This is a genomic window from Nocardia acidivorans NBRC 108247, assembly GCF_001625085.1.
GTDB classification, from domain to species: domain Bacteria; phylum Actinomycetota; class Actinomycetes; order Mycobacteriales; family Mycobacteriaceae; genus Nocardia; species Nocardia acidivorans.
On the sequence record NZ_BDAW01000025.1, the window covers coordinates 60,528 to 85,385 of the forward strand.

The 24,858-nt window shown below is 67.9% G+C and carries 28 protein-coding genes; 8 read left to right on the forward strand and 20 right to left on the reverse strand.

All coding sequences use genetic code 11. The features are described from left to right. Positions 1-6: 6 nt before the first annotated feature. A complete protein-coding gene (locus NA10_RS15340) occupies positions 7-396 on the reverse strand; it encodes a nuclear transport factor 2 family protein (protein WP_067568504.1) in 390 nt (129 codons plus the stop codon). A 41-nt stretch (positions 397-437) separates the two neighbouring features. Then, complete coding sequence (locus tag NA10_RS15345) at positions 438-1,595, reverse strand: MFS transporter (RefSeq protein WP_169812585.1); 1,158 nt, start codon at positions 1,593-1,595, stop codon at positions 438-440. A 166-nt stretch (positions 1,596-1,761) separates the two neighbouring features. Between NA10_RS15345 and NA10_RS15350 the strand changes: the two genes are divergently transcribed. Then, positions 1,762-2,328 (forward strand): TetR/AcrR family transcriptional regulator, encoded by a 567-nt coding sequence (locus tag NA10_RS15350; RefSeq protein WP_067568506.1) that lies wholly within the window; start codon positions 1,762-1,764, stop codon positions 2,326-2,328. On the opposite strand, the gene NA10_RS36730 is transcribed toward NA10_RS15350, so the two are convergent. Beyond that, a complete protein-coding gene (locus NA10_RS36730) occupies positions 2,259-2,657 on the reverse strand; it encodes a TetR/AcrR family transcriptional regulator (protein ID WP_157556528.1) in 399 nt (132 codons plus the stop codon). The genes NA10_RS15350 and NA10_RS36730 overlap by 70 nt on opposite strands. Continuing rightward, positions 2,657-2,962, reverse strand: a complete 306-nt coding sequence (gene acpM / locus NA10_RS15355) for a meromycolate extension acyl carrier protein AcpM (RefSeq protein WP_067568507.1) — start codon at positions 2,960-2,962, stop codon at positions 2,657-2,659. Before acpM ends, NA10_RS36730 begins: the two co-directional genes overlap by 1 nt. 279 nt (positions 2,963-3,241) lie before the next feature. Here acpM and NA10_RS15360 point away from each other — a divergent pair, with 279 nt between their 5' ends. Next, entirely contained in the window at positions 3,242-3,979 is a 738-nt protein-coding gene (locus NA10_RS15360) for an MBL fold metallo-hydrolase (RefSeq protein ID WP_067568508.1), read from the forward strand. A 10-nt stretch (positions 3,980-3,989) separates the two neighbouring features. Here the strand turns inward: NA10_RS15360 and NA10_RS15365 are convergent, their stop codons facing one another. Further along, positions 3,990-4,955: an alpha/beta fold hydrolase gene (locus NA10_RS15365; RefSeq protein ID WP_067568509.1), complete on the reverse strand. Its 966-nt coding sequence runs from the start codon at positions 4,953-4,955 to the stop codon at positions 3,990-3,992. 217 nt (positions 4,956-5,172) lie between these two features. Here NA10_RS15365 and NA10_RS15370 point away from each other — a divergent pair, with 217 nt between their 5' ends. Beyond that, positions 5,173-6,006, forward strand: coding sequence for an HpcH/HpaI aldolase/citrate lyase family protein (locus NA10_RS15370; RefSeq protein ID WP_218021526.1), 834 nt, complete (start codon positions 5,173-5,175; stop codon positions 6,004-6,006). A gap of 13 nt (positions 6,007-6,019) precedes the next feature. On the opposite strand, the gene NA10_RS15375 is transcribed toward NA10_RS15370, so the two are convergent. After that, positions 6,020-6,763 (reverse strand): maleate cis-trans isomerase family protein, encoded by a 744-nt coding sequence (locus tag NA10_RS15375; RefSeq protein WP_067568510.1) that lies wholly within the window; start codon positions 6,761-6,763, stop codon positions 6,020-6,022. 28 nt (positions 6,764-6,791) lie between these two features. Then, positions 6,792-7,361 carry a TetR-like C-terminal domain-containing protein gene (locus tag NA10_RS15380; protein ID WP_067568511.1) on the reverse strand — a complete coding sequence of 190 codons (570 nt, stop codon included), beginning with the start codon at positions 7,359-7,361 and terminating at the stop codon, positions 6,792-6,794. A gap of 98 nt (positions 7,362-7,459) precedes the next feature. Between NA10_RS15380 and NA10_RS15385 the strand changes: the two genes are divergently transcribed. Further along, a complete protein-coding gene (locus NA10_RS15385) occupies positions 7,460-8,353 on the forward strand; it encodes a DUF4437 domain-containing protein (protein WP_067568512.1) in 894 nt (297 codons plus the stop codon). 48 nt (positions 8,354-8,401) lie between these two features. Here NA10_RS15385 and NA10_RS15390 read toward each other — a convergent pair whose 3' ends face one another. The 8 genes from NA10_RS15390 to NA10_RS15425 are packed head-to-tail and all read right to left on the reverse strand — an operon-like array spanning position 8,402 to position 16,046. Beyond that, positions 8,402-9,145 carry a maleate cis-trans isomerase family protein gene (locus tag NA10_RS15390; RefSeq protein ID WP_067568513.1) on the reverse strand — a complete coding sequence of 248 codons (744 nt, stop codon included), beginning with the start codon at positions 9,143-9,145 and terminating at the stop codon, positions 8,402-8,404. A 4-nt stretch (positions 9,146-9,149) separates the two neighbouring features. After that, positions 9,150-9,944 (reverse strand): SDR family oxidoreductase, encoded by a 795-nt coding sequence (locus NA10_RS15395; RefSeq protein WP_067568514.1) that lies wholly within the window; start codon positions 9,942-9,944, stop codon positions 9,150-9,152. Further along, complete coding sequence (locus NA10_RS15400) at positions 9,941-10,852, reverse strand: hypothetical protein (protein WP_067568515.1); 912 nt, start codon at positions 10,850-10,852, stop codon at positions 9,941-9,943. The genes NA10_RS15395 and NA10_RS15400 overlap by 4 nt, the downstream gene beginning before the upstream one ends. Further along, positions 10,849-11,538: a hypothetical protein gene (locus tag NA10_RS15405; RefSeq protein WP_067568516.1), complete on the reverse strand. Its 690-nt coding sequence runs from the start codon at positions 11,536-11,538 to the stop codon at positions 10,849-10,851. The genes NA10_RS15400 and NA10_RS15405 overlap by 4 nt, the downstream gene beginning before the upstream one ends. Continuing rightward, complete coding sequence (locus tag NA10_RS15410) at positions 11,535-12,656, reverse strand: aromatic ring-hydroxylating dioxygenase subunit alpha (protein WP_067568517.1); 1,122 nt, start codon at positions 12,654-12,656, stop codon at positions 11,535-11,537. Before NA10_RS15410 ends, NA10_RS15405 begins: the two co-directional genes overlap by 4 nt. Positions 12,657-12,664: 8 nt before the next feature. After that, positions 12,665-13,600 carry an alpha/beta hydrolase family protein gene (locus NA10_RS15415; protein WP_067568518.1) on the reverse strand — a complete coding sequence of 312 codons (936 nt, stop codon included), beginning with the start codon at positions 13,598-13,600 and terminating at the stop codon, positions 12,665-12,667. Then, a complete protein-coding gene (locus NA10_RS15420; RefSeq protein ID WP_084514726.1) occupies positions 13,597-14,412 on the reverse strand; it encodes an oxidoreductase in 816 nt (271 codons plus the stop codon). Before NA10_RS15420 ends, NA10_RS15415 begins: the two co-directional genes overlap by 4 nt. Next, the gene (locus NA10_RS15425) at positions 14,409-16,046 is read right to left on the reverse strand and encodes a nitrilase-related carbon-nitrogen hydrolase (RefSeq protein WP_067568519.1); all 1,638 of its coding nucleotides are present in this window, start codon (positions 16,044-16,046) and stop codon (positions 14,409-14,411) included. The genes NA10_RS15420 and NA10_RS15425 overlap by 4 nt, the downstream gene beginning before the upstream one ends. A gap of 220 nt (positions 16,047-16,266) precedes the next feature. Between NA10_RS15425 and NA10_RS15430 the strand changes: the two genes are divergently transcribed. From NA10_RS15430 to NA10_RS15445, 4 genes are read left to right on the forward strand one after another with little or no spacing between them, the layout of a single operon-like run. Continuing rightward, complete coding sequence (locus NA10_RS15430) at positions 16,267-17,427, forward strand: hypothetical protein (RefSeq protein WP_157556529.1); 1,161 nt, start codon at positions 16,267-16,269, stop codon at positions 17,425-17,427. Further along, positions 17,424-17,999: a neocarzinostatin apoprotein domain-containing protein gene (locus NA10_RS15435; protein ID WP_067568521.1), complete on the forward strand. Its 576-nt coding sequence runs from the start codon at positions 17,424-17,426 to the stop codon at positions 17,997-17,999. Before NA10_RS15430 ends, NA10_RS15435 begins: the two co-directional genes overlap by 4 nt. Positions 18,000-18,019: 20 nt before the next feature. Further along, positions 18,020-18,433, forward strand: coding sequence for a neocarzinostatin apoprotein domain-containing protein (locus NA10_RS15440; protein WP_157556530.1), 414 nt, complete (start codon positions 18,020-18,022; stop codon positions 18,431-18,433). Between the two features lie 8 nt (positions 18,434-18,441). Next, positions 18,442-19,017 (forward strand): neocarzinostatin apoprotein domain-containing protein, encoded by a 576-nt coding sequence (locus NA10_RS15445; protein ID WP_067568523.1) that lies wholly within the window; start codon positions 18,442-18,444, stop codon positions 19,015-19,017. A gap of 10 nt (positions 19,018-19,027) precedes the next feature. On the opposite strand, the gene NA10_RS15450 is transcribed toward NA10_RS15445, so the two are convergent. Genes NA10_RS15450 through NA10_RS15470 form a run of 5 tightly spaced genes read right to left on the reverse strand, consistent with a single transcriptional unit; the run spans position 19,028 to position 24,726 of the window. Next, positions 19,028-20,437, reverse strand: a complete 1,410-nt coding sequence (locus NA10_RS15450) for an aldehyde dehydrogenase family protein (RefSeq protein WP_067568524.1) — start codon at positions 20,435-20,437, stop codon at positions 19,028-19,030. Then, positions 20,437-21,576, reverse strand: coding sequence for an FAD-dependent oxidoreductase (locus NA10_RS15455; protein WP_067568525.1), 1,140 nt, complete (start codon positions 21,574-21,576; stop codon positions 20,437-20,439). Before NA10_RS15455 ends, NA10_RS15450 begins: the two co-directional genes overlap by 1 nt. Next, the gene (locus NA10_RS15460) at positions 21,573-22,961 is read right to left on the reverse strand and encodes an aldehyde dehydrogenase family protein (RefSeq protein ID WP_067568526.1); all 1,389 of its coding nucleotides are present in this window, start codon (positions 22,959-22,961) and stop codon (positions 21,573-21,575) included. Before NA10_RS15460 ends, NA10_RS15455 begins: the two co-directional genes overlap by 4 nt. Beyond that, positions 22,958-24,250 carry an acyl-CoA dehydrogenase family protein gene (locus NA10_RS15465; RefSeq protein WP_245677254.1) on the reverse strand — a complete coding sequence of 431 codons (1,293 nt, stop codon included), beginning with the start codon at positions 24,248-24,250 and terminating at the stop codon, positions 22,958-22,960. Before NA10_RS15465 ends, NA10_RS15460 begins: the two co-directional genes overlap by 4 nt. Then, on the reverse strand, positions 24,247-24,726 hold the full coding sequence (locus tag NA10_RS15470; RefSeq protein WP_067568527.1) for a flavin reductase family protein: 480 nt from the start codon (positions 24,724-24,726) through the stop codon (positions 24,247-24,249). The genes NA10_RS15465 and NA10_RS15470 overlap by 4 nt, the downstream gene beginning before the upstream one ends. Positions 24,727-24,858 lie beyond the last annotated feature (132 nt).

A 24,858-nucleotide genomic window follows, 5' to 3' on the forward strand; every position in this document is an offset into this window, starting at 1 on the left:
CGAGACCTATCGGTCGAGTTGGGCTTGGAAGACGGCTCGGTTGAAATAGGCGCGGGCTTCACGGATGAGGCCGTCGTCATCGAGCTCGTAGACGTTGATGCCCGACCAGTTGACCGGGGTGCCGGTGGTGGTGACGGCGGCTCCGGACCAGGTGACCGCGACGGAGTTGCCGACGGTGTGGGCTTCGCGCGGGGTCAGGCCGAGGAAGGGGCTGAAGTTCGGTAGTACCGAGGCGATGAACTCGCGGATCGCGGGGCGGCCGACGATCGGCGGTTCGCCCACCGGATCGTGGAATACGCCGTCGACGGCGAAGGCGCGGGCCCAGGCGTCGGCATCACCGGACTGGGAGGCGAGGAAGAAGCGTGTGACGGCGGCGGGCATGGCGGGCATGGTCATTGGAGAGTCTCCTGTCTCGAGGTTGGGAAATTCGTTGGCGCTCAGGCTGTTACCGGAGTGTGGTGGTCTCGGTCATAGCGCCGGGCGAGGGGCAGCACGGTCAGTCCGGCGGCGGCCAGCAGTGCTTGCAGTGCGCACACGCCCGTCCAGCCGAGCCCGGCGTAGCAGGCCGCCGCGACGGCGGTGCAGATCGCGCCGCTGAGGAAGACCGCGACCATGTAGACGGTGTTGGCGCGGCTGCGCGCCTCGGGCAGGTAGGCGAAGATGCGGGCCTGATTGGCGATCTGGCTCCACTGCACCGCGATATTGACCGCGACGATCGCCGCGATCATGGACGCCAGCACGCTTGCGCCGAGGGCATAGGCTCCCGCCGAGACCAGTGTCAGCGCCAGTGCCGCGGTGATGATCGGCAGCGGACCGCGCCGATCGATGAACCGTCCGGCCCACGGCGCGGCGACCGCGCCCGCGAGTCCCAGCACACCGAACAGACCGGCGGTCGCGGTGCCGAAGTGATACGGGTCGTGGGTGAGTACGAGGACCAGCGAGGTCCAGGTGGCGTTGTAAGCGCCGAACAGACTCGCGTGCAGCAGGCAGGAGTGCCGCAGGGCCGGTGCGCCGCGCAGCAATCGCGGCAGCGACGCGAGCAGTTGCCCGTAGCCGATCACGTTGGCGCGTTGGGCTTCTCGTGGAATCAAGGCCACGGTGAGCAACCCGGATGCCGCGGTCAATGCGGCGGCGAGCAGGTAGACCGCACGCCATCCCAGCACCTCACCGATGGCGCCGCCGATCACCCTGGACCCGATGATGCCGGTCATCAGGCCGATCTGGACCCCCGCCACGATCGAGGCTCGCCGCTGCGGCGGGGCCAGCTCTGCGGCCAGCGGCACGAGTACCTGTGGGACGACGGTGAATCCGCCCACCAGCGCGGCGGCCGCCGCGAGCAACGACAGTCCCGGCGCCAGCGCGGCCGACAGTAACGCGAGCGTGGTGACGGTCAGCATCGCCGTCAGCAGAGGCCGCCGCCGGCGCACATCACCGAGCGGCACCAGGAACAGGATTCCTGCCGCGTAGCCGAACTGCGCGCAGGTCACCACCACTCCCGTCGCGGAGGGCGCGACCCCGAATTCGCGTGCGAACAGCGTCAGCAACGGTTGTGCCAGATACACATTCGCCACGGTCACGCCGCTGCAGATCGCCATCACCGCGAACAACACCGGGCGGACCCGCGGTCCGCTATCGGACCGGATTGTCGGCGGGCTTTGCGTCGTAGACATCACCATCTCCAAACGATCGAACCAGTTAGTTCGAATGCTAGAAGTGTCCGCGCTTCGATGTCAAACGAACTGGTTCGTTACAATCTGATACGTGGCTTACGACTCAGCGGCAACCAAAGAACGCATCCTCACCGCGGCGGCGACCGAATTCGCCACCCACGGTGTCGCGGGCGCACGGGTGGACCGCATAGCGGCTGCCGCGCAGGCCAACAAGCGAGCCATCTATGACTACTTCGGTGATAAGAAGGCGCTCTTCGGTGCGGTGCTGGAACGGTTGATGGCCGAGTTGGCCGAGGCCGTCCCGCCCCGCGCCGAGGCGGACCTCGATGCCTACGCGGCCGCCCTGTTCGATTACCACAGCGCCCATCCCGAAGCCCTGCGGCTGCTGCTGTGGGAAGCGCTCGAACTCGGCGACGACCCCGTCCCCGACGAACAGGCCCGCACCGAGCATTACCTCGACAAGATCCGCGCCGCCGAATCCACCGCGACCGGCGACGACGATCCGCGCGCCCTACTGTTCTTCACCCTCGGCCTCGTGGGATGGAGCCTGGCCATGCCGCAACTGCGACGCATGATCCTCGGAACCGACTACTCGATGGCCCGATTGCGCGACTCGGTTTCCGCTGCGGTCCGAACGCTGTCCGGCGCAACGGAGTAGGACTGCCGCCGTTGGGTTTCAGGAGTCGCGGGGGTGGACTCCCACGGGCCGCGCCACACCGCGAACAGCCGATCGAGCCAGTCCTCGACGGAGGTCATGGTCGCGAGTGCATCCGCCATCCGGCACATATGCGAATACACCATTCGCGACACCGAACGCGCGGCGGTCGTCACGAGTTCGTCTCTGCCCAAAGGGAAATGGTGATGCAGGAAATCAGGGGAGGCGTTGCCGCGCTGGAGCAGTTCGTCCAGGGTGGTGGCGTGGACGCCGTGATCGGAGACGGTGGTGATGGTGCTGGCTATGAGTCTGGCGCGTGGTCCAGCGGGCATTACCCGGTGTGGTCCTCGTTGTACTTGGCCTGCAATTCGGCTGCGAGGTCGGCGTTTTCGGCTTCCATTTTCTGGACGTAGGTGACTGCGTCGCCGACGGTGCGGAGGTTGCCGAGGTCTTCGTCGGGGATTTTGACGCTGTACTTGTCCTCCAGCTGGACGGCGATTTCGACCAGGGAGAGCGAATCGATGTCGAGGTCGTCGATGAAATGTTTGTCGAGGGTTACCTCGGAGGCTTCGATACCGGTGACCTCCTCGATGATCTCGGCGATACCGGCGACGATCTTTTCCTGGGTGGTGGACACAAAGGTTCCCTTCGACATGGCAGGACTGTGGAGTGCGGACCGGTGACGGGCGAGTAGCTGGGGACCGGCGCTGGTCCGTTCAAAGCGGTTGTAACTCAACCGCTTTCCGTTATCTGCTGCACACAACATATACAGCCGGAGCGAGATCGGCTGATGGCGACCCGGTACGAAGGTGTGGAGATGGCTTTGTGGGAAACCTCCAATGGGGTGGCGGATGGGGGTTCCGGGACGCGCGGCTTATCCTGGGGAGCCGCGGTGTGCCGAAATGAGCGAGGGCTTGTGAAGATCGACCAGATTTCCGACTCCGTCTACGTGGTAGCCGGGACGAATGTGAACTGGGCGCTGGTGAGTGACGGGTCTCGGGTCGCCGTCATCGATGCGGGGTATCCCTCGGACAGTGCCGATGTGATCGCCTCGGTAGGCGAGATCGGGCATCGGCTGGGTGATATCGCGGCCGTGCTGATCACCCATGCGCATCTGGACCATATCGGCGGGGTGCCCACGCTCGTCGAACGGGCCGGAATGCCGGTCTACACCGGTGAGGAAGAGGTGCGGCACGCGAAACGGGAATACCTGCAACAGATCTCGCCGGTCGGCATGGTCAAACAGCTGGCGACCGCACGGGGGCGGCGCTGGGTTTCGCACACCCTGCCCGCGATCTTCGGCCATATCCGCATGACCCTGCCCACGGCGACCCCCGCACGCGCCGAGACCCTCGCGGCCCTGCCGGGAGGTTTGATCGCGATTCCGGCCCCCGGGCATACCAGCGGCCACACCGCCTATCTGATGCCATCCGAAGGCGTGCTGTTCTCCGGCGACGCCCTGGTCACCGCCCACCCGCTGTCCCCGCGCACCGGACCGCAGATTCTGCCGAGCGTCTTCAACCACGACGAATCCGGTACGCACGACACGGCATTGCGGTTGGTCACCCAGCCCGCCCGAATCCTCGTCCCGGGCCACGGCCTCCCCGTCCCCTTCGACCCGGCACGGTTCCGAGAGGCTCTGTCCGGGCAATGACGGCTACCCGTCAGGCTCCGTGCAACGGTTGGACGTACGGGAGCGCGGGCAGGGAACCGGCGATCGATGCGCCGTCGGAGTAGTAGCCCGGGGTGCGGGTGCCGTCGAGGAAATCGGCGGTCCAGGCCGTGGTGAGCTGTTGCAGGGCCGACACATTGAGGGTTTGGGGTACGCCGCAGAGGAGTTCGCCGAGGCCGTCGCTGCTGGCGCCCTCGGCGTCGGTGTGTTCGCCCGCGGGCAGACGGACGCCGATGAAGGAACGGTGCAGCAGGGTTTGCAGGGCCGTCGTTCCGCTGGCGAAGCTATTGCACAGCGAAGGCGGCCCGGCGATGGTGAGGATCGGCAGCCCGGTGGCATCGAGGTCCGCGAGCGCGCGGTCGGTGTTGTTGCCCAGGAACGACTTCACCGCGTCCAGCAGAACCAGACCGCGCAGGTGCGCCCAGGTGTCCGGGGCGGCGGTGTGCAGGCGATGGGCGACGTATTCGACCGCCTCCGCACCGGCCGAATGACCGATGAAGACGAGTTCGCGCGGCATCACCGGCACCGCTCGGCCCGCGTCGCCCGCCGCCGCGGCGAGGCTGCGCTGGAGCGGTCCGGTGGGATCGGCGGCCGTAGCGAACAATTGGGCGACCTGATTCAGGAACGGGGTATTGTCGCCGAGGTTCTGGAGCGTGCACCCGGCCGGATTCATGAAGGGCAGGGCGGGTGCGAAGACGAGATACCCCGCGTCGGTGAGTGTTTCGGCGAGCGCGGCGACATTGGCATTGCTCCTGGCGAAACCGTGCTGCACCCAGACCAGGCCCCGCGGCTGCCCGGCGGGCAGATACCAGTCGGCGCTCTGCCGTAGGGTCTCGGCGGCGCAGGGAATGTCGACCGTTCCCGAGAGCGTGGACGATGCGGCGGCGGGACCGATTCCGCCGGCTCCGAGGGCGCATACGGCGGCCAGGACGGTCAGGGCCGAACCTCGAAGGTTCATCGCGACTCCAGTTGCGCTACACGCCGTTTCCGTGAGCGGAATAGCGTTTCAGATCTATGGGTGATCATTAGCGGACATATCCCGGCACCTGTCAAGACTCCGGTGAACAGACCGTAAAAGTTGGGCGGGTCGAACCGATTGCCGATATGTTTCGTTCTGTGGAACAGTGTTTCGCGGAAGCCGAGTCCGGCGAATCCGGCTCGCGGTCAGGAGACCCGTGGTGAGATCTGTCCTCTATGTGCCCGGCAATCGCCCGGAACTGTTCGACAAAGCCCTGGCGGGTGCGGCCGATGTGGTGCTGCTGGACCTGGAGGACGCGGTTCCCCTGGGCGACAAGGACTCCGCCCGCGCGGAGGTGTCGAACTGGCTGCGCACCGTCACCGCCGTGCGCCCGCGCCTGTGGGTACGGGTCAATGCCGGGGCCGAGACCCGGCGGGACCTGAGCGCGGTCGCGCTACCGATCCTGGACGCGGTCTGTCTGGCCAAAACCGAATCGGCGGAACAGGTTCGCGCCGCCGCTACCATCCTGGGCGCGCACGAGGCGGTACCCGGCCGAATCCGGATCTGCCCGCTGCTGGAGAGCGCCACCGCGATCCTGGCGGCCCGAGCCATCGCCGGTGCGCCCCGGGTGGCGCGACTGCAACTGGGGGAGGCGGACCTGTGCGCGGACACCGGCATCGATCCGGGCGACCCCGCCGGACTGCTCGCCATTCGCACCCAGGTGGTGCTGGCCAGCGCCGCCGCGGGCATCGATCCGCCGATCGGCCCGGCCAGCACCGACTTCCGGGACCTGGACGCCCTCGCTGAATCAACGAAAACCCTGGCGCGCCTGGGGTTTCGCGGCCGGTCCTGCATTCATCCGGCGCAGGTCCCGATCGTCAACAGCGTATTCACCCCGGACGCGGCGGAGCTGGCGCGCGCCCGAGAACTGTTGTCGCGCTTCGAATCCGAGAAGGGCGGTATCGTGCTGGACGCAGACGGGCGCATGGTCGATCTGGCGGTGATCCGCCGGGCCCGCCGGATACTGGCCGATGCGGACGCCGATCGGTGAGTCCGCGGACCCCTCAGTGCTCGCGCAGCAATCGCCCCGCGCCCTCGACCCGATCGTCGAGCCCGTGCTCGCGCAGCGCATGCCATAGCGTGGCCGCATTGATAGCGATGACCGGCTTTCCCAGTTCTCGCTCCAGTTCATCGGCCAGGGCCACGAACGACAGATTGGTCCCCACCTGCACGATGGCCTCGACATCGGGCCCGTCGAGTTCGGCCACCACTGCGCGCAGCCGGTCGTCTCGGACCCGCGCGATATCCATCGCGGTAGGACAGCGCAGCCCGGTGATGGCGGCGACCTCGAATCCGGCCTCGGTGAAGAACGTTCCGACCTCGATATCGGCCACGGGCTGATACGGCGAGAACACTGCGATGCGCCGGCAGCCGAGTTCACCCAGCGCCGCCCGGCAGGAACTCGCCCCCGTGGTCACCGGCAGCCCGGTGCGCTCGCGCAGCCGCTGTTCGAACGCCGCGTTGCCCGCGACGCCGCCCCAGAACGTCTCCGCCGACATACCCATCACCATGCGATCGGGTTCGGCGGTGAGCGCATCGCGCACGGCCGTATCGATGGATGCGCGAATCTGCCCCAGCAGCGCCCGGAAATCGTCGTCATCGCCCATCACCGGATTCTCGATGTACATCGATCCGGCCCGGTAGGCGATGCCCGGCACACCCGCCGTCCAATAGTCGTGTTCGACAACGGTATTGGTGCTGGGCACGATTACGCCGAAGACGGCGCGGGTTCCCACTGAGTTGGTCATCGGGTTTCCTCGGATTCGCGAGATCTGATCACTGAGAGCGAGTGGTGAGGCGCGACAACGCATCCGCGACGGCACGATGAGCGCGCTCACGATCGGCCGGTCGATCCAGCAGCAGCGCATCGACCAGGAGCGGGGCGACGATCGTCATGGCGGTCTCCTCGACCACCGCCGCATCGGTGATTCCGGCGGCCAGGGCGGACGCGCGGAAGGGTTCGAGTAGATCGAGCACATAGCGCTGACGCAGCGCGACGCATTCGGGATCGGTGGCCGAGGCGGTCACCAGGGCGCGCAGAAACGCGCCGACGGGCTTGTCGCGCAACCGATCACACAGCAGGTCCACCTGTGCGTGCAGATCCGCCACCGCATCGCCGGTCGGCTCCGGCGACGGATGCGGGGCGACCGCGATGAGTGCGGCCAGGAAATCCTTCGGCGCGGGCCAGTGCCGGTAGATGGTGGTGCGCGCGACGCCCGTAATACCGTGCAGCCGTTGCGGAGTCAGGGCCGCGGCCCCCTCGGTGAGTACGAGCTCGAGGGCGGCGGTGAGCACGATCTCCGCGGTGTCGGCGGCGGGTCCGGCCGGTCGTCCAGGTCTGGTCACAGCAATAAACGATACATCTTGTTTTGCTTATTCGTAAGCGCTACATTCTGTAGCGGAATCACCGTCTCTCGGAATTACCGCTTCCCCCAGGAGGATTCATGCGCCCGCATGTTGAACTCATCGACGAAAAAGACCTCATCTGGCATCTCGCCGAGTTCGAGAACGCCACCGGCAGCGCCGAACAGCGCAATCTCAGCTATGACGAGGAGGATGGCTCGGCCTCGCTCAAGGTCCGGTTCACCAGCGAGTGGACCCGACCGGCGGGCGTACATCAGGCCGCCACCGAATGGTTCGTCCTCTCGGGGCGAGTCACCATAGGCGATACCGAACTCGGCCCCGAGGGCTTCTGGATGGCCCCTCCCGGTGTGCTGACCCCGGCGCTCTCGGTGGCGGCGGACACCGAGATCCTGCTGTTCCGCGAGGGCGGCGGCGGGGGCTTCGAAGCCGCGGTCGCGGATCGCGAATTCGTCCGCCCCGACCAGAAATTGGTCGTGCTGGACTCCGCGGCCATGCCGTGGATCGACGTCAAGGACGGCAGTCCGATGCGCTTCGACCTGGGCGGCACCCCCGTTCCCGGCCTGTACATCAAACTGCTGCGACGCGATGAGAAGACCGGTTTCTACACCCGCCTGATCAAGGCCAAGCCCGGTTGGCGTGAGGAGCCGCTCGCGCACCACCCGTGCAGTGAGGAGGCGTACTGCCTGGACGGCGGCTTCGAATACAACTTCGGAAGTATGTGGCCGGGAACGTATTTCTGGCGACCGCCCTTCATCCGCCACGGCGATTTCACCGCCGATGCCGAGCGGGGCTGTACCTGGATCGTGCGATCGGACGCCGATCTGGTGGATTGGTACACCGACAATGCCAAGGTCGTCATGACCGGTGACGCCACCAACTGGGGTCCGGACTTCCCGGAGACCGCCGCACCCCGATTCATCTCCCCGGTGCGCTCGGCCTCGATCGGGCTGTGGGCCGATCCGACGCATCAGTAGAACGACGCCTGGCCCCGACCGCGAGGGCGGGGCCAGGACGCTGCTGTGTCAGTGATCGCGGAGCAGCGACCCCGCGCCCTCGATACGATCGGCTATTCCATTGTCGCGCAGGGCCATCCACCACGTAGCGGCATTGATGGCCAGTACCGGTTTGCCCAGCCAGCGCTCGGCCTCATCGGCCAGTCGCACCATGGACAGATTGGTACCGCACTGCACCAGCGCGTCCACGCCGTCCCCGTCCACCTCCAGCAGCGCGGTGCGCAACCGGTCCTCCGGTACATGCGCGATGGATACCGCTGTCGGACAGCGCAATCCGGTGATCGACTTGACCTCGAAACCGAGTTCGCCGAAGAACCGCACCACATTCTCATCGCCGACCGGCTGATAGGGCGTGACCACGCCGATCCGCTTGGCCCCGAACAACTCCAGCGCCCGGCGACATGCCTCCGCCCCGGTGGCGACCTGCAATCCGGTGACCTCGTGGATCTGCTGGACGAACCGCCGATTGCCTTCGACTCCGCCCCAGAAGGTTTCGGCGGACATACCCATGACCATATAGTCGGGTTCGCAGGTCAGCACCCGCTCGCAGGCGGCGACGAGTTCGGCGCGAATCTGCTCCAGCAGGCGTTCCATCCCGGCGTCATCGCTCATATTCTGATCGCGGATATGAATGCGGCCGAAATGGGCCGTCACCCCGGGAACGCCCATCCGGGCGAAATCCGGTTCCACGACGGTATTGGTCGAAGGCGCCAGCACGCCGAACTTCTTGCGCCAGCCCAGGACGTCAGGCATCGAATCAACCCCCGGTGGTGTGAGTTTCGGATTCCGGCGCGAAGAGATCGCGCCGGCGGAACGGGGCCGCGGCGAAGCGGCGCATGACCTTTCCGGTGGTAAGCCATCGCACCTGAGCGCCATTGCGGGTCTGGGTGGTGACCCGTTCGGCCAGCCACGGGGTGACGGTCTCGACGCGATCGGCCAGAATATTGAACACCCTGCGCGCCTTGGCGAGTTCGGCCTCGTCGTAGCCGTCGGTGAGCAGATCGGTCACGACCATGCCGGGGCTGAGCAGACCGACCGTCACCTGGGCGGGGACCTCCTTGGCCAGCGCCCGGGTCAGATAGGTGACCGCGCGCTTGCTCGCACCGTAGACCCCGAGCCCGGCGACCGCGCGGCCGTCACTGCCCAGACCCTCCATATTCCAGATATGACCGTGCCCGCGCGCGGCCATGGCGGGTACGGCGACGGCGCAGCCATTGAGGACGCCGAACAGGTTGGTGTCCAGTACCGTTCGGGTTTCGGCGGGGCTCAGTTCCCACAGTGGCGTGCGCCGATGGGAGACACCCGCGTTGTTGATCCAGATGTCCACGCCCCCGAGGTGCCGCACCGCCTCGTCCCAGAAGCGCTGGAGCTGTGCGCGATCGGTGACATCGGCGATGAAGGCGAGACTGTCGGCCGGGAGTTCGGCACGGATCTGTTTCACGCGTTCGGGATTCGTCCCGCAGACGGCCACCCGATGTCCGCGCGTGAGCAACGCCCGCGCCATTCCGAGTCCGATGCCGCGGGTGCCGCCGGTAATGGCGATGGTGCTCATTCGCGCTCCAGGACGCCGTGCATGATCGCGGCCGGCCGATTGTGCTGGAAGAGCTGATAGACCACCGCGAGCCGAGTTCCCGAACCCATACCGGGCTCGGCGTCCATCATGAATTCCCTTCCGACGAGCCGGGTTCCGTCGTTCCGGTGCAGGCGGACGAAGTTGGCGCGCCCGTAGGCCAGACCATTGCCCCACACATCGGGCCCCTCGTGGAAGGAGCGGATACCGTCCCGGCGCACCGTGATTCGAGAGTCGGAGTCGATGGCACCGGACATCTCCAGGTGGTGCTCGGCGCTGAGCAGGCTCAGCGGATCGATGGTGAGCGTCATGCGCAGACCGCCGAGCTCGTGCTGTTCCGGGCTCCACAGCTCCAGCTCACCCGCGTAGCGGCTCTCGTCCTTGGTCGGCACGGTGAACGGCACCGCCCCGCAGCGTGTCTCGGTGTCGATGCGGTCCTCGACCAGCTCCGGATCGCGGGTGTACAGGCCGTTGAAGACCCCCACCACGGCCGGTCCCTGATACAGCACCGACGAGTACACCTGGGTATCGCCGAGGGTCTGATTCCAGGTGTTCAACGACACCTGCCAGCCGGGTCCGTAGTAGTTCGCGTCCACGAAACCGCCGTAGGGCTGCCCCGCGCCGTAGAAATCGGGTCCGGTGTAGATCCGGTCGCCGTCGGAATCGATCACCCCGAAGGCGAACGGCGCGCCCAGGGCGAAGCGGCCGGCCAGTTTGCCGCCGCCGGTGAGCCCGCCGTCCATGTAGTAGGTCGTCTCACCGTCGGCGTGCACCGAGGACCGCCTGATGTCCTCGAATCCCAGCCAGACGCCCTCGGCGTCGAAAAGGGAAGGCCGCCCGGCCCATTCACCCGCGATCCGCTGCTGCCAGCTGCCGGGTGCGCCGGTCATGACGCCAGCTCCTTGCGTACCCGTTCGGACTGTTCGGCCCCCAGCAACCGGGTGACCTGCGCCCACACCGGATCCACCTGCGGGCTGAAGAGATTCGCGCGATTGGCCAGATCACGTCCGGGCAAATCGGCCTCGACGGCGGGAACGCCCTTGTCCACCAGGGTGAGCCAGTGCTGGAGATAGGCGTCCACGCTCGCGCCCAGTGCTTCGAAGGCGGGCTCGGTGGCCCGGCACACCACCATCCACGGCGACATCAGCGCCCGCTGCCGGGGGCCGATCGCCGCCGGTGTCACGCCGTCGATGTCCCACGCGGCATCAAGGAGTGTGGTGAGCGGCAGATACGCGCTGTCCAGATACTCCAGGTGCACCGCCAGATCCACCCGCGGAATCAAATCCAGATGCATGGCGTAGTAGTCCCCGCCGTACACCGAGTCGAGGGTGAAATGCGGTACCGCGGAATCGCCCGGGGTGAAGGCGAAGATCATATGGCTGTCCAGGCCGATGGGCGGCACCACCAGGTCGACGGTGACGGCCTTGTCGATCGGCCCGCCCCGCAGCACCCGCAGCCGCCCCACCGGATCCGGGCTCATCGGACTGGTCAGCGGGATATCCTCGGCGACGGTCAAACACAATGCGCCGGACAGTGTTTCGAGTGTGCGCTCACTGAGCGCGGCGGGCAGGCTCATTGCGGGGTTCCTCCATTGCGGGCCTTGTGCACCCAGGCGCTGGCGAGGTCGGGATTCTCTCGGCGTGCGGGTGAGGCGATGACGGTGGCGGTGCGCCGTGGTCCGTCGCCGGTGATGATGTCGTCGCCTTGCACCCACCAGCCCTGTTTGATCAGCTGTGCGCGCCGACGGCGGTACGCGACCTGGAGTGCGTCACTGCGCACATGCAATTCGTCGGACAGATCGAACGGCAACAGTTCGGGCCGCTGGGACTCCACCACGGGCCGATCCTGGAGCAGGATCTTCTCGATTCGCTTGCGCGCGTTGGCATCGGCCCAGGCGCCGGTGAAGAAATCGCGGAAGCCGAGAATCTTGACCAGCGTGCGGTCCTGCGAGAGCGGGATATTGAAGTCGTAGAGAATCAGATCGCCGATCGGCAGTCGCACATGCAGTTTCACGATATTCGGCAGATACCAGGCATTGGTGACGGTGACATAGTCCGGCCGCGGCTTACCTCGCGAGAGCAGACCCCACAGCCCTTTCGGCGGTGGCGGACTGAGCTGGATATCGGCCTCGGCCGACCAATCGGTCTGGCTCACCCGGAAATCGGGGATCTCGGGCTTGCTGGGATTGCCGAAGGCGGTGCCGTGCACGAACGGGGTGTGCGAGGCGTCCACGACATTCTCGAAGGTGCGTTCGTAATTGGCCTCGACCACCATCTCGTACTCGACCGCCCGGAAGGACGGGTCGCCCCACTGCGGTATCTCCGGAATGGGCGGACGCTCGGCCTCGGGCAGATCTCCGAGGAAGGCCCATACCATGCCGTGCCGTTCGAGCGTCGGATAGTTGTCCACGCGCGCCTTGCGCGGAATCATCCGCTCGGCCGCATTGGCCGGAATGCGCACGCAGACGCCCTCGGCGTCGTACTGCCAGCCGTGGTACGGGCAGGTGATGCAGTCGCCGTTCACCGTGCCCATGGACAGCGCTCCGCCGCGATGCACGCACAGATCCGAAAGGCAGACCACCGCCCCGGCTTCGGTGCGGTACAGCACGAAATCCTGTCCGAGACAGGTGACTTTGCGTGGTTCGCGACCAACCCGGTCGGCGAATTCCACGGCGTACCAGAAGTTCTTGAGCACCCGATCTCCTATCGCCGCTTCAGCAGCATGCCGTCGTCGAAACCGGCGAGCTCGGCGCGCGCGGTCTCGTCCGCGCGCAGGTGGGCGCGCAGGAACAGGGAGGTGAGCCGGGCGAAGCCGGGCAGTGCGTCGGTCTCGGCCGGACCGTCCAGGAAGGCGCGGGCCGCGGTCGGATCGGGCTCGGCGATGCCGAAGTGATTGGCGCCGGGCACTACCGCGAGCAGATGGTCACCCTCGGGCAGCGCCTCGGCGAAGGTGCGGGCCACCGGATCGGGTCGATCCGCGCCCTCGCCGTAGCGGTCCGCGCTGCCCATGATGACCCCGTCATTGGTGCCGACCCCCAGCAGCACCGGACAATCGACCTGCGCGGGCAGGACGGTGCCCGGATCCCAGCCGAGCATGGTGGCGACCATGGTGTGCGCGCCCCAGGCGAAGACCGCGCGGACGGTGGGGAAGTAGCTCGCCGACTGCAAGACCACGGTGCCGCCCGCCGAATGCCCGCCCAGGGCGATCCGATCCAGATCCAGTGCGCCGCGCAGCGGTTCGGACTCATTGAGCTCCGCGAGTGCGGTGAGCACCGCCGGAATCGTGGGGCACGTCGGCCGGGTGCCGTAGGTGCTGGGCCGCGCGGCATCGATATCGACCCCGGGCGTCAAACCGCGCTGGCCGCCGAACAATTCCGCGACCCGGTCGAAAGTCACTACGACGAAACCGGATTCGGCCAGCGCGGTGACGTACCGGCGGTAGCAGTCCTGGCCGACATTGACCCCGGACAGGAACAGGACCACCGGATACGGCGCGTGCGCGGGATCCGGTGCGAACACGCCGGTCAGCCGTTCGGCATCGGTACCCGAGGCCACGGCCGGGTAGTAGACCTTCAGGTGGGCGGTGTCGAAGGGCGCGTCACCGTCGGTGCGCACCGACCACCAGAGCGAACGGATCATGCCCGCGCCGCCGGTCTCGCAAGCACCCGGTCGCCGCCCCAGAGCGCCCGGACCAGGCGCTGGGTCATCTCCGCGCCGAACATGCGCTCGCCCATCACATTCGCAGGATCCCGCTCGGCGATATTGCGGCGGGTCCGCAGATCGCGCGCGGCGAGTTCGGCCTGTTCGGCGACGGGCACCGGTTCGGCGGCGTCGACCCAGCCCAGCCACTGATCCACCTTGGCGCTCAACAGATCCCGCACGGTGTCGAGATTCGGTCGGGTGGCCGGGAAGGAGTAGCAGTAGGCGGTGGGGGACAGGCTGGCGCGAATGAAGCCGGTGCGACTGGTGAACCAGGTGAAGTCGGGATGATCCGGCTTGAACTGGAGCCAGGGCTCATCGGCGTCGAGGTAGTAGCGGTCGTAGTAGTCGCCGTCGCCGACCAGATCCCCGCGCGGCATGGCATCGACATAGAACCACCCCTGCGGATACAGCAGCAGCGCCGAACCCAGATGCGGTACCCGCACGTGCGGGCCCAGCCACGCGGTCAGGTGCAGGTTCACGAAACCCGTACGCGGATCACCGATCCAGGAGTGCACCAGCCAGTCGATCTCCGGACCGGAGTAGGCGGCCAATCGGCCCGATGGTCCGGTCGCGGCGTCACCGTAGGACTCCAGATCAGCGGTGCTGGGGTCGCGGTGCAGTTCGAAACGGGCGGCGATGCGGCCCTGGAGTTCGCTCAGCAGTTCCTGCCACTCCTGGAAGGTCTCCGTCACATCGACCCGGGGTGTTTCGTCGACCATCTGCTCGACATGTTGCACGGTTTCGCTCATGGCAGCTCCGTCTGTGTGGTGAGTGCGGCGGGTTCCCGGATCAGGGCGGCGAGTGCGGCGCGCGGCCGTCCCCCCACCAGATCGGTGCCCCTGGATACGTTTCGGTTCACGGCCTGGGCCGGGCGGATGAGCGCTCGCACCCGGTCCGCGCCGGAATCGGTGGTGATATCGGGATGGCTGATGACGCCGGTGAACGGGCCGCTCCATGTGGTCCACAGGGTGAAATCGGGACTCAGCGCGTAGACCGCGGCGCTGAGGTGACCGTCCGAATCGAGCCCGGCCGCAACCACATTGAGGCGATTCTCGGCCGCTCGTTCGGGCAGGCCGAGTCGCTCTTCCCAGGGTTCGGCCGGGGTGTGCGCGATGGCGACCACATCGGCGTCCTGCACGGCGGCCAGGCGGCAGGTCTCCGGGAACAGCGCGTCGTCACCGACCACGATGGCCAGTCGGCCCCACGGCAATTCGAATATCTCGAGGGCCTCGCCGAGCGTGGTGAGCCAGGGGTGGCGGTGGGTGCGGTGCAGCTGGGGCTGGCGGCCGGCTATGCCGTGGGCGTTCACCAGGACGCCGTGGTGGGCGTCGCCCGCGCGCACGGTGAGCACGGCGTGCGCGTCGGTGCCGTGCAGCGCGTCGGCGACCTGGTTCGGGGTTGGTCCGGACAGCTCGGGGAGGACGATCAATTTCGCACCGGCGGTGGCCGTTTCGGTGAGCAAAGCGAGATTCGGTGCGATGGCGGCCACCGGCACGGCCTCCGCGCCCGCCGGAGCGCGGCGCGTCGAGGAGTTCGCCAGCAGCGGGGTGTAGAGCCGGGGTCGGCGGGACGTCAGGATGTCGGTGCCGTCCGGCCGCCGCTTGTCATCGGCCAGCGCCACTTCGATATCGGCGATGACGAAGCCTTCACCGGTCACCGGCGCTTTGGTGAGCGTCGTGCCGTTCGGCGCAACGATCTGGCTTTCGCCCGCCCCGTGCAACCGGTCAGGTGGTACGCCGAGCCGTTCGGCGATCGCCGGAAGCTGCGGTGCGGGCAGCAGCGGGCCGATCTTGTTGGCGGCCACCACCCACACTTTGTTCTCCGCGGCGCGCACCGGAATGTGCAGGCTCGCTTCATCGCTCGCGAACGAGTTGAGGCTGTTGAGCAGCAGTTGCGCCCCGCGCACCGCCAGTGACCTGGCCACTTCGGCGGTGACGCCTTCCATGCAGGCATACATGCCGATGCGGCCCAGGGGCGTCTCGATGACCGGCGAATCGGTGTCGCCGGGATCGAGGTGGTCGTTCTCCGCGCCCATCAGGATCTGCTTGTCGGATTCGCCCAGCAGCGTGCCGTCCGGACCGTAGAGCAGGCCGGTTCCGGTGGTGCGGCCGTCGTTTCGAGCGAGCGTCACCCCGATCTTGATGTAGATCCGGTGCCGCGCGGCGCGTTCGGCGATGGCGGTCAGGAACGGGTCACCCAGTCGGCAGGCTATTCGGTGCGCGTGGTCGCGGTCGGTGTACCACGATAGGTGATTACAGAACTCGGGCAGCACCACGAGTTCGGCTCGGTCCGCCGCGGCGGCGTCGATCATGCGCAGGCAGGCATGCAGATTGGCCGCCACATCGGTGCCCGCGGCGAGTTGTGCGGCCGCGACTCGGGTCATGAACTCGCCCTCTCGCTGAGTGTTTCGGAGATCGAAACGCTGTTTCCGAATAGTCGTGATTCTGTACCGGTCGCGGGGATCTGTCCAGTGCTCGCCGAATATCCGTTGTTTCCAGTCGGTTACGGATCCGAACGGCCTTGACATGCGCAGATGGCGCGGGTTCAATATGGCAACTGCGAAACCGTGTTTCCACTAGAGAAACACGTGCTGGAGGTGAGGGATGGCGACTCGAAGCGCATCCGGTCTCGGAAACCAAGCGGCAACCTGGCTCACCGTGCTCCTGGCGACCGCGGTGGGACCGCTGACCGCCGTGCAGATCGCGCTGTCGACTAAACCTCTCGGCGGCGCCGTCGGCTTGCCCGGCGCCGTGGTGGGCTATATCGCGGTGACAGCGGTGGCGCTCGGCGTCGTCGCGGTACTGCCCGCGATGCGGCTCTGGCGCAATGGAATCGGTCGCGGTACCGGTGCGATCGGGATGGTGGCGGGCGCGGGGTTGATCGCGGCGGGCACGACCTCGGGTATCGGAGCGTTCACCGGCGGTCTGCTGGTCGCGGGCGCGCTCATGATGGTGCTGCTGGTATCGGGGCTCCGGGCGGCCGAAGCGGTGCGCGGATCGTTCGCGGTGCTGGCGGCCGGGCCTATGGCGGGCGCTCTCAGTGCGTGGGTTTGCTTCGAGCATCCCGGAATCGCTTTGCTGACAACAGGAGTCGTGACCGTCGCGCTCGGTGGCGGGCTCATGGTGAGTGCCCGGTCCACCGCCGCGGCATCGGAAGATCATGGCGTGCGGCGGGCCGCGCGCACCGGTCTGGGTGTGCTACCCGCTTATGCCGCAACGGGGTTGGCGCTCGGCGCTACCGTCCTGCCCGCCCTGCACCTGCTGCTGTTCCGCTGGAGCGTGCTCGATGCCGATCATCCCCGGTACCTGCTCTGCGCCACCGCACCGATGGCGGTGGTGGCACTGCTGCCCGGTCGAACGGGTCGCGCCCTGCCCCCGTTGCTCATTCTGCAGGCGGGCGGTGCGTTGCTGATCGCCACCGCACCCGGACCTTGGCCATTGACCGTCGGCGTGGGCGTCACGCTCGCGGCGGGGGTGCGGTGCCTCTCGGTCGCGGATTCGGTACTGAGCCAAGAGTTCTCGCGAGATGCCGGAACCGCGCGCCACGCGGTCACCGTACTGGCGGCGGCCGTCGGCGGCCTCGCCGGCATCGCCCTCGCGGCCGGGCTGGCGCGGTGCTGGGGGACGGGCTCGGCCCTCACCCTGCTCGCCGTTCCGGTCCTGGTGGCCGCGCTCGGCATGGTGCGCGCCGTCCCCGCGTCGGCTCATCCCCGCCGCACGGTCGGTGCGGGCACCCCATTCGCCACCGAAGGAGGGCTCCGATGATTCGCGCGATCCCACGCTGTTGCGCCGCCCTCGCGGTCGCGGCGCTGACCGCCACCGCACCCGCGCGTGCGGACGCCCCGGCGGCACTACAGGTCAGCGCCACCACCGAATTGCACGACGGTCAGCGAGTCACGGTGGCGGGCAGTGGATTCCAGCCCGGTCTTGCCGCCGTCGCGGTCGGACTGTGCAAGCTGGGCTTCACCAACGGGCTGAAGGACTGCGACCTCGAGGGCGGAGCCACCTTCGTCAATATCGGATCCGATGGCGGCTTCGGCACCCTGACCCTCACCGTGCGACCGACCTTCCGGGCCGTCGACTGCGTCCAGCAGCAGTGCGTCATCGCGGCCGCACCATTGCCCGGCACCGAACCCGCGGCGGTCATCACCGCCAATTCGGCATCGGTGCCGGTGCGCTTCGCGGGCTCGCGGCTACCGGTGGCCACGCCCGCCGCCGCCACCGCCGCCGCCACCGCCACCGATACCAACGGCCCGTCCACGCTGCTGTGGTCGGTGACCGCGGGTCTGCTCGTCATCGTCGCCGGAATGGCCTTCGCCGATCGGCGGCGGCTGTAGTGAAACAGAAGGAGAACACCATGTTTCGAACCTTTCTACGCGGTAGCGCCGTACTCGCGGGCTTATCGGCACTGGCCGTATTCGGCGGTGCGACCGCGCAGGCGGCCTCGGTCTCGCTGAGCCAGACCGGCGGGCTGGGGGCCGGTCAGTCCATTACGGTCTCGGTGAGCGGGCTCGCCCCGAATCTCGCCTCCGTCGCCGTGGGCCAGTGCGCGGCGCAGGTCTCGGGTCCGGGGGACTGCAACCTCGGCGGATCCATTCTCGGTCGCGCCGACGGTGACGGTACTTGGCAGGCGAGCCGGAACACCATCACCCTGGTCGGATCGGTCGGCGGTGTCGACTGCGCGTCGGCCCCGGGTGCGTGCACCATCGCGGTCACCAGTTTGACCGACCCGACCAATATCATCGCCTCGATCCCGCTGACCTTCGGCTGAGAAACGGTATGAGAAGCAACATCTTTCGAGGTGTCGCGGGCGCGGCGGCCCTGACCGCCGCGCTGCTCGCGACCAGCCCGTCCGCCGCGGCGGCCCCCGCCCTGCATCCCACCCCCGCCGGTGAGGTGACCGTGGGACAGACCGTCACGGTGGCCCTGGACGGGCTGCCGGCGAACCTGCCGACGGTCGCCATCGGACAATGCAAACCCACCATCACCACACCGGCCGACTGCAATCTGAGCGGTTCCCTGCTGGGCACGGCCGATGCGGCGGGCGTATGGCAACCCGGCGACCGGGGAACTGTCCTCACGATCGTGTCCAAGGTGGGTGATGTGGACTGCACGGCCGCGCCGGGGGCCTGCACCCTGGCGGTCACCAGCCTGACCAACCCGTCCGCCATCCTGGCGGCGATACCGCTGACCTTCGCCAGGCCCAAGGCCACGGCGACCGTCGAAAACACCACCGCCGCATCGGATTCCGATGATTCCAACACCGGCACGATCGTGATCATCAGCGTCGTGATCGTGGTGTTGCTCGGGATCGGTGTCGCGGTGCTGCTGCGTCGCCGGGCCGGGACGCGATGACCACCGGCCGCTACCCCGGGTAGGCCCGGGCGGGCATGCCCGCGCCGCCGGGGCGGAAGGCGGCGGGGGCGTGCACGACCGTGGTGCAGACATACTCGAGCAGTCCGGCCTCGGCGTACTCGCGGCCGTAGCCACTGGATTTGGTACCGCCGAACGGTGCGCGCAATGTCATTCCGGTGCGGTTGTGCGTATTGACGAAGGTGAAACCGGCCTCGATACCGGCGGCGAAGGCGAAGGCCCGGGACTCGTCGGCGGACCAGACCGAAGCACCCAGTCCGAGCTCGGAATCGTTTGCGCGGGTGAGCACTTCGGCTTCGCCGCGATAGGTGAGCAAGGGTACGACCGGACCGAATTGCTCGGCACACACCAGCGGGGCGTCATCGGGCAGACCCAGCACGAGTACCGGATCGACGAAATACCCCTGCGACTCGGCGGCTTTCGCCAAAGGCAGGATGCGGCCTCCGCGTGCGCGCGCGTCGGCAATCAGGTCGGTGACCCGTGCGGCGGCCTCCCGCGTGACCACGGGCCCCATGGTGATCGCTTCGTCCAATGGATCACCGACCGTCAGAATGCGCTGTGCCGCAGCGAGATACGCTTGCGTGAACTCGTCCGCGCGACGTTCCGGGACATAGAGCCGCTTGGCCGCCATGCACACCTGGCCCGCCGTGGCGAACGAGGCCAGCACCAGGCGTTCGTAATCGTCCGGGGTGAGCGCGAAATCGTCCAGGAAGACGGCCGGATCATTGCCGCCGAGTTCGAGAACCACCGGGGTGATGGCCTGACCCGCCGCGGCGGCGATACTGCGGCCCGCCGCCTCCCCGCCGGTGAAGGCGACCTTGCGCACCAGGGGATGGGCGATGAGCGCGTGCACCAGATCCGGGCCGCCGTGCAGCACGGTGGTGGCGGGGAAGAGTTCGGCCACCGCGCTGATCGTCAGCGGGGCGAGCGGAGAGGGCTTGAGCAGCACCGTATTTCCCGCGGCCAGCGCCGGACCCAGCTTGAGCAGGGACAGGATCACCGGTGCGTTCCACGGCGTGATCGCGGTGACCACGCCGTAGGGGCGCGGGGTGATACGCAGCCGCCCGCGCCCGTCATCGGTCTCGTCATCGGTGTAAACCGCCTCGGCCCGATCACAGATCCAGCGCAGATACGTGGCGGCGAAGGCGATTTCGCCACGGCAGTCGGCGACCGGCTTACCGGATTCGCGCGCCAGCAGCTCCGCCAGCGCGGGACGATCGGCGTCCATCGCGTCGGCCGCCCGCCACAGCGCGGTGAGCCGCTCGGCAAGTGGCCGGGCCGACCACTCCCGGAATCGCCGATCTGATTCGCGCACAATGACATCCACCGCCTCGGGCGGGGTCACCGGAACCGATCCGACGATCTCCCCGGGACGGGCGGGATTCTCTCGGCTGATTCTCACTACGCGGCCTCCCACGGCTCCATCAGACAGGCGCGCCGGAGATACGCGCGGCTCGCCACCGGATCCGCCGCCAAGGCGCGGAGCCGGTCCCGGTATTCGCTGTCCTGCCCGCGCAGGCTGGACCAATTGTCATGGCTGGTGCGCTGCACCTGCTCGATGGCGACGGTGCGGCGCAGTGCCGCGGCCTCGTCCAGCACCCGTTCGGGCGCACCGGTGATGACATCGGCCAGTGCGTGCGCCATGCGCACCGCATCGTGGATACCGCTGTTCATCCCGAGGCCGCCGAGCGGATTGTTCACATGCGCGGCGTCACCCATCAGCAACACCCGGCCGTCCCGGAATCGCGGCGCCACCCGCTGATGCACCCGGTAGAGGGCGGCCTGGTCGATGCGCCAGGGCCTGCCGAGATCCGCGACACCCGCCAAACGGCCGGGCAGGCGGCGCAATTCGGTGTCGTCGTCGGTCTCGCCCGGGGTGGGCAGCAGCACCCGCCAGTGGTCGGGGGTGCGCAACAGCACCAGCCATTCGCGCGGATCGAAGATGTAGTTGATGGGGGCGATGCCCGGCAGCGCGGCGGTCAGGTCCTCGCGCACCGAGGCGACCAGGAACCGTTCCGGATATGTGCTCCCCTCCAGACTCATACCCGTGGACCGCCGCACCGCCGAATGCGCACCGTCCGCGCCGATCAGCCACTGCGCGTGCAGCACACCGGCACCGGTGCGCACGCGCACCCCGTGCGCGTCGGTGTCCACCTCCTCGACGCGATGGTCGAAGCGCACCCCGAGATTTCCCGGGGCGGCCGCGAGCAGGATCGGGGTGAGTTTGCTCTGCTCGCACTGCACCCGGTACGGGAACGGCGTGTCACCGGCCAGCACGCCCATGTCCAGGGTGGCGATGGCCTCGCCGCCGCGCTCGCGGTACTGGAAGGTCTCCGCGACAATCCCTTTGCGCAGCAGCGCCCGCACCACGCCGAGGTCGCTGAGCATCTCCAGGGTCGGCGGATGGAAGGTGGAGGCGCGTGATTCCGCGGCCAGCTCGGGACCCGCCTCCAGCACCGTCACATCCACCCCGCGCCGGGCCAAAGTCAGTGCGGCGGTGAGCCCCACCGGTCCGGCGCCGGCGATGACGACGGTGCTCATGAGGTGTGCAGGGCGAAACGCCCTTCGACACCGACCACCCGCGCACCGGTGAAGAAGCGCAGCGTCTCGGCCGTGCCCTCCTCGCCCAGGCCCGAAACACCCCACGCCGGACGCGGGGTCATCAGGTGCAGGCTCATGATCGAGGAGCCGTTCACCTTGACCTCACCGGCGCGGATGCGGCGCGCGATGGCGAGCGCGAACTCGGTATCGGCACCGCACACATAGGCTTCCAGGCCGTACGGCACCGCATTGGCCAGGCGCACCACCTCCTCGACGCTGTCGTAGGTGGCCACACCGGCGACCGGGCCGAAGACCTCCTCGGCCAGATCGTCATCGAGAAGCGTCGGGGGGAAATAGTTTCCGGACTCCGGAGTCTTGCCGAAGGTATGGGTCGCGCGCCCGGCGATCGCGGCGCGCAGCGCGCCGACGTGGCGCGAATGCACGAGCGGGCCGAAGTCCGTGGCCGGATCCAAAGGCGCTCCGACGCAGAGTGATTCGAGTCGTTCGCCGATCGCCTCGACGATTTCCCCGACCCGCTCGACCGGTACGATCAACCGCCCCAGCGCCCGGCACCATTGGCCATTGAGCGTGGTCAGCAACTCCGCGCCCATGCGGGCGGCGGTGTCGAGATCGGCATCGGGCAGCACGATGAGCGGATTGTTCCCGCCCAATTCCAGCTGACACGGCCGGAACAGGGGAGCGGAGGCGACCGCTACGGCCTGCCCGCCCGCCACCCCGCCGGTGAACGACACCGCCTTGATCCGGGGATCGGCGACCAAACGCGCACCGGTGGCGGCACCACCCTGCACCAACTGGAACATGCCCGGCGGCACATGGTTCGCCACGACCTCGGCGAGCAGCACGGCACTGTACGGGGTCAATTCACTCACCTTGAGCAGCACCGGACATCCGGCCGCCAGCGCATTGGCCACCTTGTGAGCCGCCATGGGCGCGGGCGCGTTCCACGGCACCAGGCACAGCGCCGGACCCAGCCCCAGGCGATGCACCTCGACCCCGTCCCGATCGTCCCGGAGCGCACCGGCGCGCAATTGCGCGGCCGCCAAGCGGAAAGCGCCCGAGACGATGACGCCCAGCGGCGTGGTCTGGCGGATCGGAACCCCGGTCGCGAAGGCGTCGAGTTCGATGATCGTCGTCAGCCGCGCGTCCAGGTCGTCCGCGATGGCCTCGAGCGTCTCCGGGGTGATCCGCCCGTGCGCGCGCTCGGCCACCGCGAGTGCGCGTTCCACCCGCTCGGGCGCGGATGCCACCGCCCGGGCGACCTGCGCGCCCGTGGCCGGATCCTCCAATGCGATACCGAGATCCACGGCGGGCACACCCCATTCGCCGTCGATCAGATCGCGAATCGCGGGCAGTTCCGGAGTCATCGGCCGACCTCGGCGGGGACGTTCGCCTGCTCGGGAGCGGTGGCGAAGAGTTCATTGGCCTTGGCCTCGGTGACAATGCGGGCGACCTCGAGCATGCCGCGCTCGGCGGGGAAGGTCATGACCAGGCCCATGGCCAGATCCCGAAGTGCGCGCCCGGCAGTGCCTTCCATCGACGCGGCGGAGGTGCCGCCCGCCTTGAGCGCGCCCAGGGCCACCCGGAAACAGGCTTCGGTGACCGCGCCCTTACCGAGCCGCCACTGGGTGAAGATCTCCTGCTTGGGTTTGAACGGGACCTCGGCGGTCTCGACCGCGAGCTGATAGCGCAGCCACAGATAGGCGGTCTCCAGATCGCGGGTCATCTCACCGAACAGCACCTGATGCACCGGCGAGGACGCGATGGGCGCGCCGGTGTCGGCGAAGGTCTTGGTGGTGGTGGCGCGCAGCACCTCGTCGTAAACGCGCTGGGCGCAGCCGGTGTAGACCGCGGCGATGGCGAGCTGATTGCCGACGAAACTGCCCCGGCTCATGGTCAGCATCTTGGTGAAAGCGCCCGGCACCGTGAGGGCTTCGGCATCGGGGATGAAGACATCGACGAGCCGGATGCCGTTATTGGCGGTGGCGCGCATACCGAGACCGTCCCAGGGTGCGCGCACGCTGACACCGGTGGCCTCGCGTGGAACGAAGAAGGTGGCCAGGCCCTGCGCGGTGTCGTAGCCCTCCAGTTTCGCCGAGGTCAGATAGTAGTCCGCTACCCCGGTGGCGCAGCCGAAGGACTTCTCCCCGTTGAGAATCCAGCCGCCGGACACCTTGCGCGCGGTGGTGGCGATGGTGATGTTCGCCCCCTCGGTCTTGACCGATTCGGAAGCGAAATTGGCCAGCCATACCCCCTCGGCCATCCGCGTGAGCACCTTCTCGGCGAAGGCCCGCACCACGGGAACCTCTGCGGCGTCGAACAATCCGGCTTCGATCGCCTCCAGCGGCAGCAGTCCGCGCGAGGCGCTGGTGTTGTGGAAGAAGTACGCCAGCGCCGTGGACGGACAGGCCGTGCCCATGGTGAAGGTGGCGGCGGCGAGATCGCGCAGCGTGCCGCCCAGACCGCCGAAGCGTTCGGGCACCACCAGGCCCAGTAGTCCGGCCTCACGCAGCAGGCCGATATGCGAGGCCGGGAAGGTGGCGGTGCGGTCGGCCTCCGCGGCGGCCGCGTGCAGGGCGGGCAGCACCGATTCGACCCGTTGCGCGCGTGCGCGTTCGGCGTCGGTCATCTCTTCGACCAGTCGTTCACCGATCATCGGGCAATCCCCTCGTAGTAGGTGCGGTCGTGATAAATGAGCGGGGCGGCCGGACGCGGGGTGGCCGCGTCCTGGACCATCCCGAGCACAATGGTGTGGTCTCCGGCCGGATAGCACGCGGCGACAGCGCAATCGAGCCAGGCGACCGCATCGGCCAGTACCGCCGCGCCGGTGGTCGCGGTCTCCCAGTGCCCGCGCGCGAAACGGTCGTCCACGGCGGAACCGGCGAAGCGCCGCCCGATCTCCTCATGGTCGCTGCCGAGCACATTGACCGCGAAAATCCCACTGCGCCTGATCATTCGGCAGGTCGCGCCGGTCGAGGCGACACATACCGAGACGAGCGGCGGATGCAGCGCCACACTGGTGAACGAGCTGGCCGTCATCCCGTGGCGACTGCCTTGGTCGTCCAGGGTGGTGACCACCACGACGCCGGTTGCCCACTGCGCCAGCACCGTACGGAGATATTGCGGCTCCATATCCAACTCCGTTTCGGTAGCGGAAACGCTGTTACGCACAAGGTAACGCTCCGAGATGGGCGGGCGCAAGGGGAACAACGGGGGGATGGTGTTTCCCATCGGGAAATCCGCCCCCTAGACTGACCGCGTGCC

What these genes read in the sequence shown, in the direction of transcription:
- NA10_RS15340 (WP_067568504.1), bottom strand. Translation starts at nt 396, where the DNA reads ATGACCATGCCCGCCATGCCCGCCGCCGTCACACGCTTCTTCCTCGCC.
- NA10_RS15345 (WP_169812585.1), bottom strand. Translation starts at nt 1,595, where the DNA reads ATGGCGATCTGCAGCGGCGTGACCGTGGCGAATGTGTATCTGGCACAA.
- NA10_RS36730 (WP_157556528.1), bottom strand. Translation starts at nt 2,657, where the DNA reads ATGCCCGCTGGACCACGCGCCAGACTCATAGCCAGCACCATCACCACC.
- NA10_RS15365 (WP_067568509.1), bottom strand. Translation starts at nt 4,955, where the DNA reads ATGAACCTTCGAGGTTCGGCCCTGACCGTCCTGGCCGCCGTATGCGCC.
- NA10_RS15375 (WP_067568510.1), bottom strand. Translation starts at nt 6,763, where the DNA reads ATGACCAACTCAGTGGGAACCCGCGCCGTCTTCGGCGTAATCGTGCCC.
- NA10_RS15385 (WP_067568512.1), top strand. Translation starts at nt 7,460, where the DNA reads ATGCGCCCGCATGTTGAACTCATCGACGAAAAAGACCTCATCTGGCAT.
- NA10_RS15390 (WP_067568513.1), bottom strand. Translation starts at nt 9,145, where the DNA reads ATGCCTGACGTCCTGGGCTGGCGCAAGAAGTTCGGCGTGCTGGCGCCT.
- NA10_RS15395 (WP_067568514.1), bottom strand. Translation starts at nt 9,944, where the DNA reads ATGAGCACCATCGCCATTACCGGCGGCACCCGCGGCATCGGACTCGGA.
- NA10_RS15400 (WP_067568515.1), bottom strand. Translation starts at nt 10,852, where the DNA reads ATGACCGGCGCACCCGGCAGCTGGCAGCAGCGGATCGCGGGTGAATGG.
- NA10_RS15405 (WP_067568516.1), bottom strand. Translation starts at nt 11,538, where the DNA reads ATGAGCCTGCCCGCCGCGCTCAGTGAGCGCACACTCGAAACACTGTCC.
- NA10_RS15415 (WP_067568518.1), bottom strand. Translation starts at nt 13,600, where the DNA reads ATGATCCGTTCGCTCTGGTGGTCGGTGCGCACCGACGGTGACGCGCCC.
- NA10_RS15420 (WP_084514726.1), bottom strand. Translation starts at nt 14,412, where the DNA reads ATGAGCGAAACCGTGCAACATGTCGAGCAGATGGTCGACGAAACACCC.
- NA10_RS15425 (WP_067568519.1), bottom strand. Translation starts at nt 16,046, where the DNA reads ATGACCCGAGTCGCGGCCGCACAACTCGCCGCGGGCACCGATGTGGCG.
- NA10_RS15430 (WP_157556529.1), top strand. Translation starts at nt 16,267, where the DNA reads ATGGCGACTCGAAGCGCATCCGGTCTCGGAAACCAAGCGGCAACCTGG.
- NA10_RS15435 (WP_067568521.1), top strand. Translation starts at nt 17,424, where the DNA reads ATGATTCGCGCGATCCCACGCTGTTGCGCCGCCCTCGCGGTCGCGGCG.
- NA10_RS15440 (WP_157556530.1), top strand. Translation starts at nt 18,020, where the DNA reads ATGTTTCGAACCTTTCTACGCGGTAGCGCCGTACTCGCGGGCTTATCG.
- NA10_RS15445 (WP_067568523.1), top strand. Translation starts at nt 18,442, where the DNA reads ATGAGAAGCAACATCTTTCGAGGTGTCGCGGGCGCGGCGGCCCTGACC.
- NA10_RS15455 (WP_067568525.1), bottom strand. Translation starts at nt 21,576, where the DNA reads ATGAGCACCGTCGTCATCGCCGGCGCCGGACCGGTGGGGCTCACCGCC.
- NA10_RS15460 (WP_067568526.1), bottom strand. Translation starts at nt 22,961, where the DNA reads ATGACTCCGGAACTGCCCGCGATTCGCGATCTGATCGACGGCGAATGG.
- NA10_RS15465 (WP_245677254.1), bottom strand. Translation starts at nt 24,250, where the DNA reads ATGATCGGTGAACGACTGGTCGAAGAGATGACCGACGCCGAACGCGCA.
- NA10_RS15470 (WP_067568527.1), bottom strand. Translation starts at nt 24,726, where the DNA reads ATGGAGCCGCAATATCTCCGTACGGTGCTGGCGCAGTGGGCAACCGGC.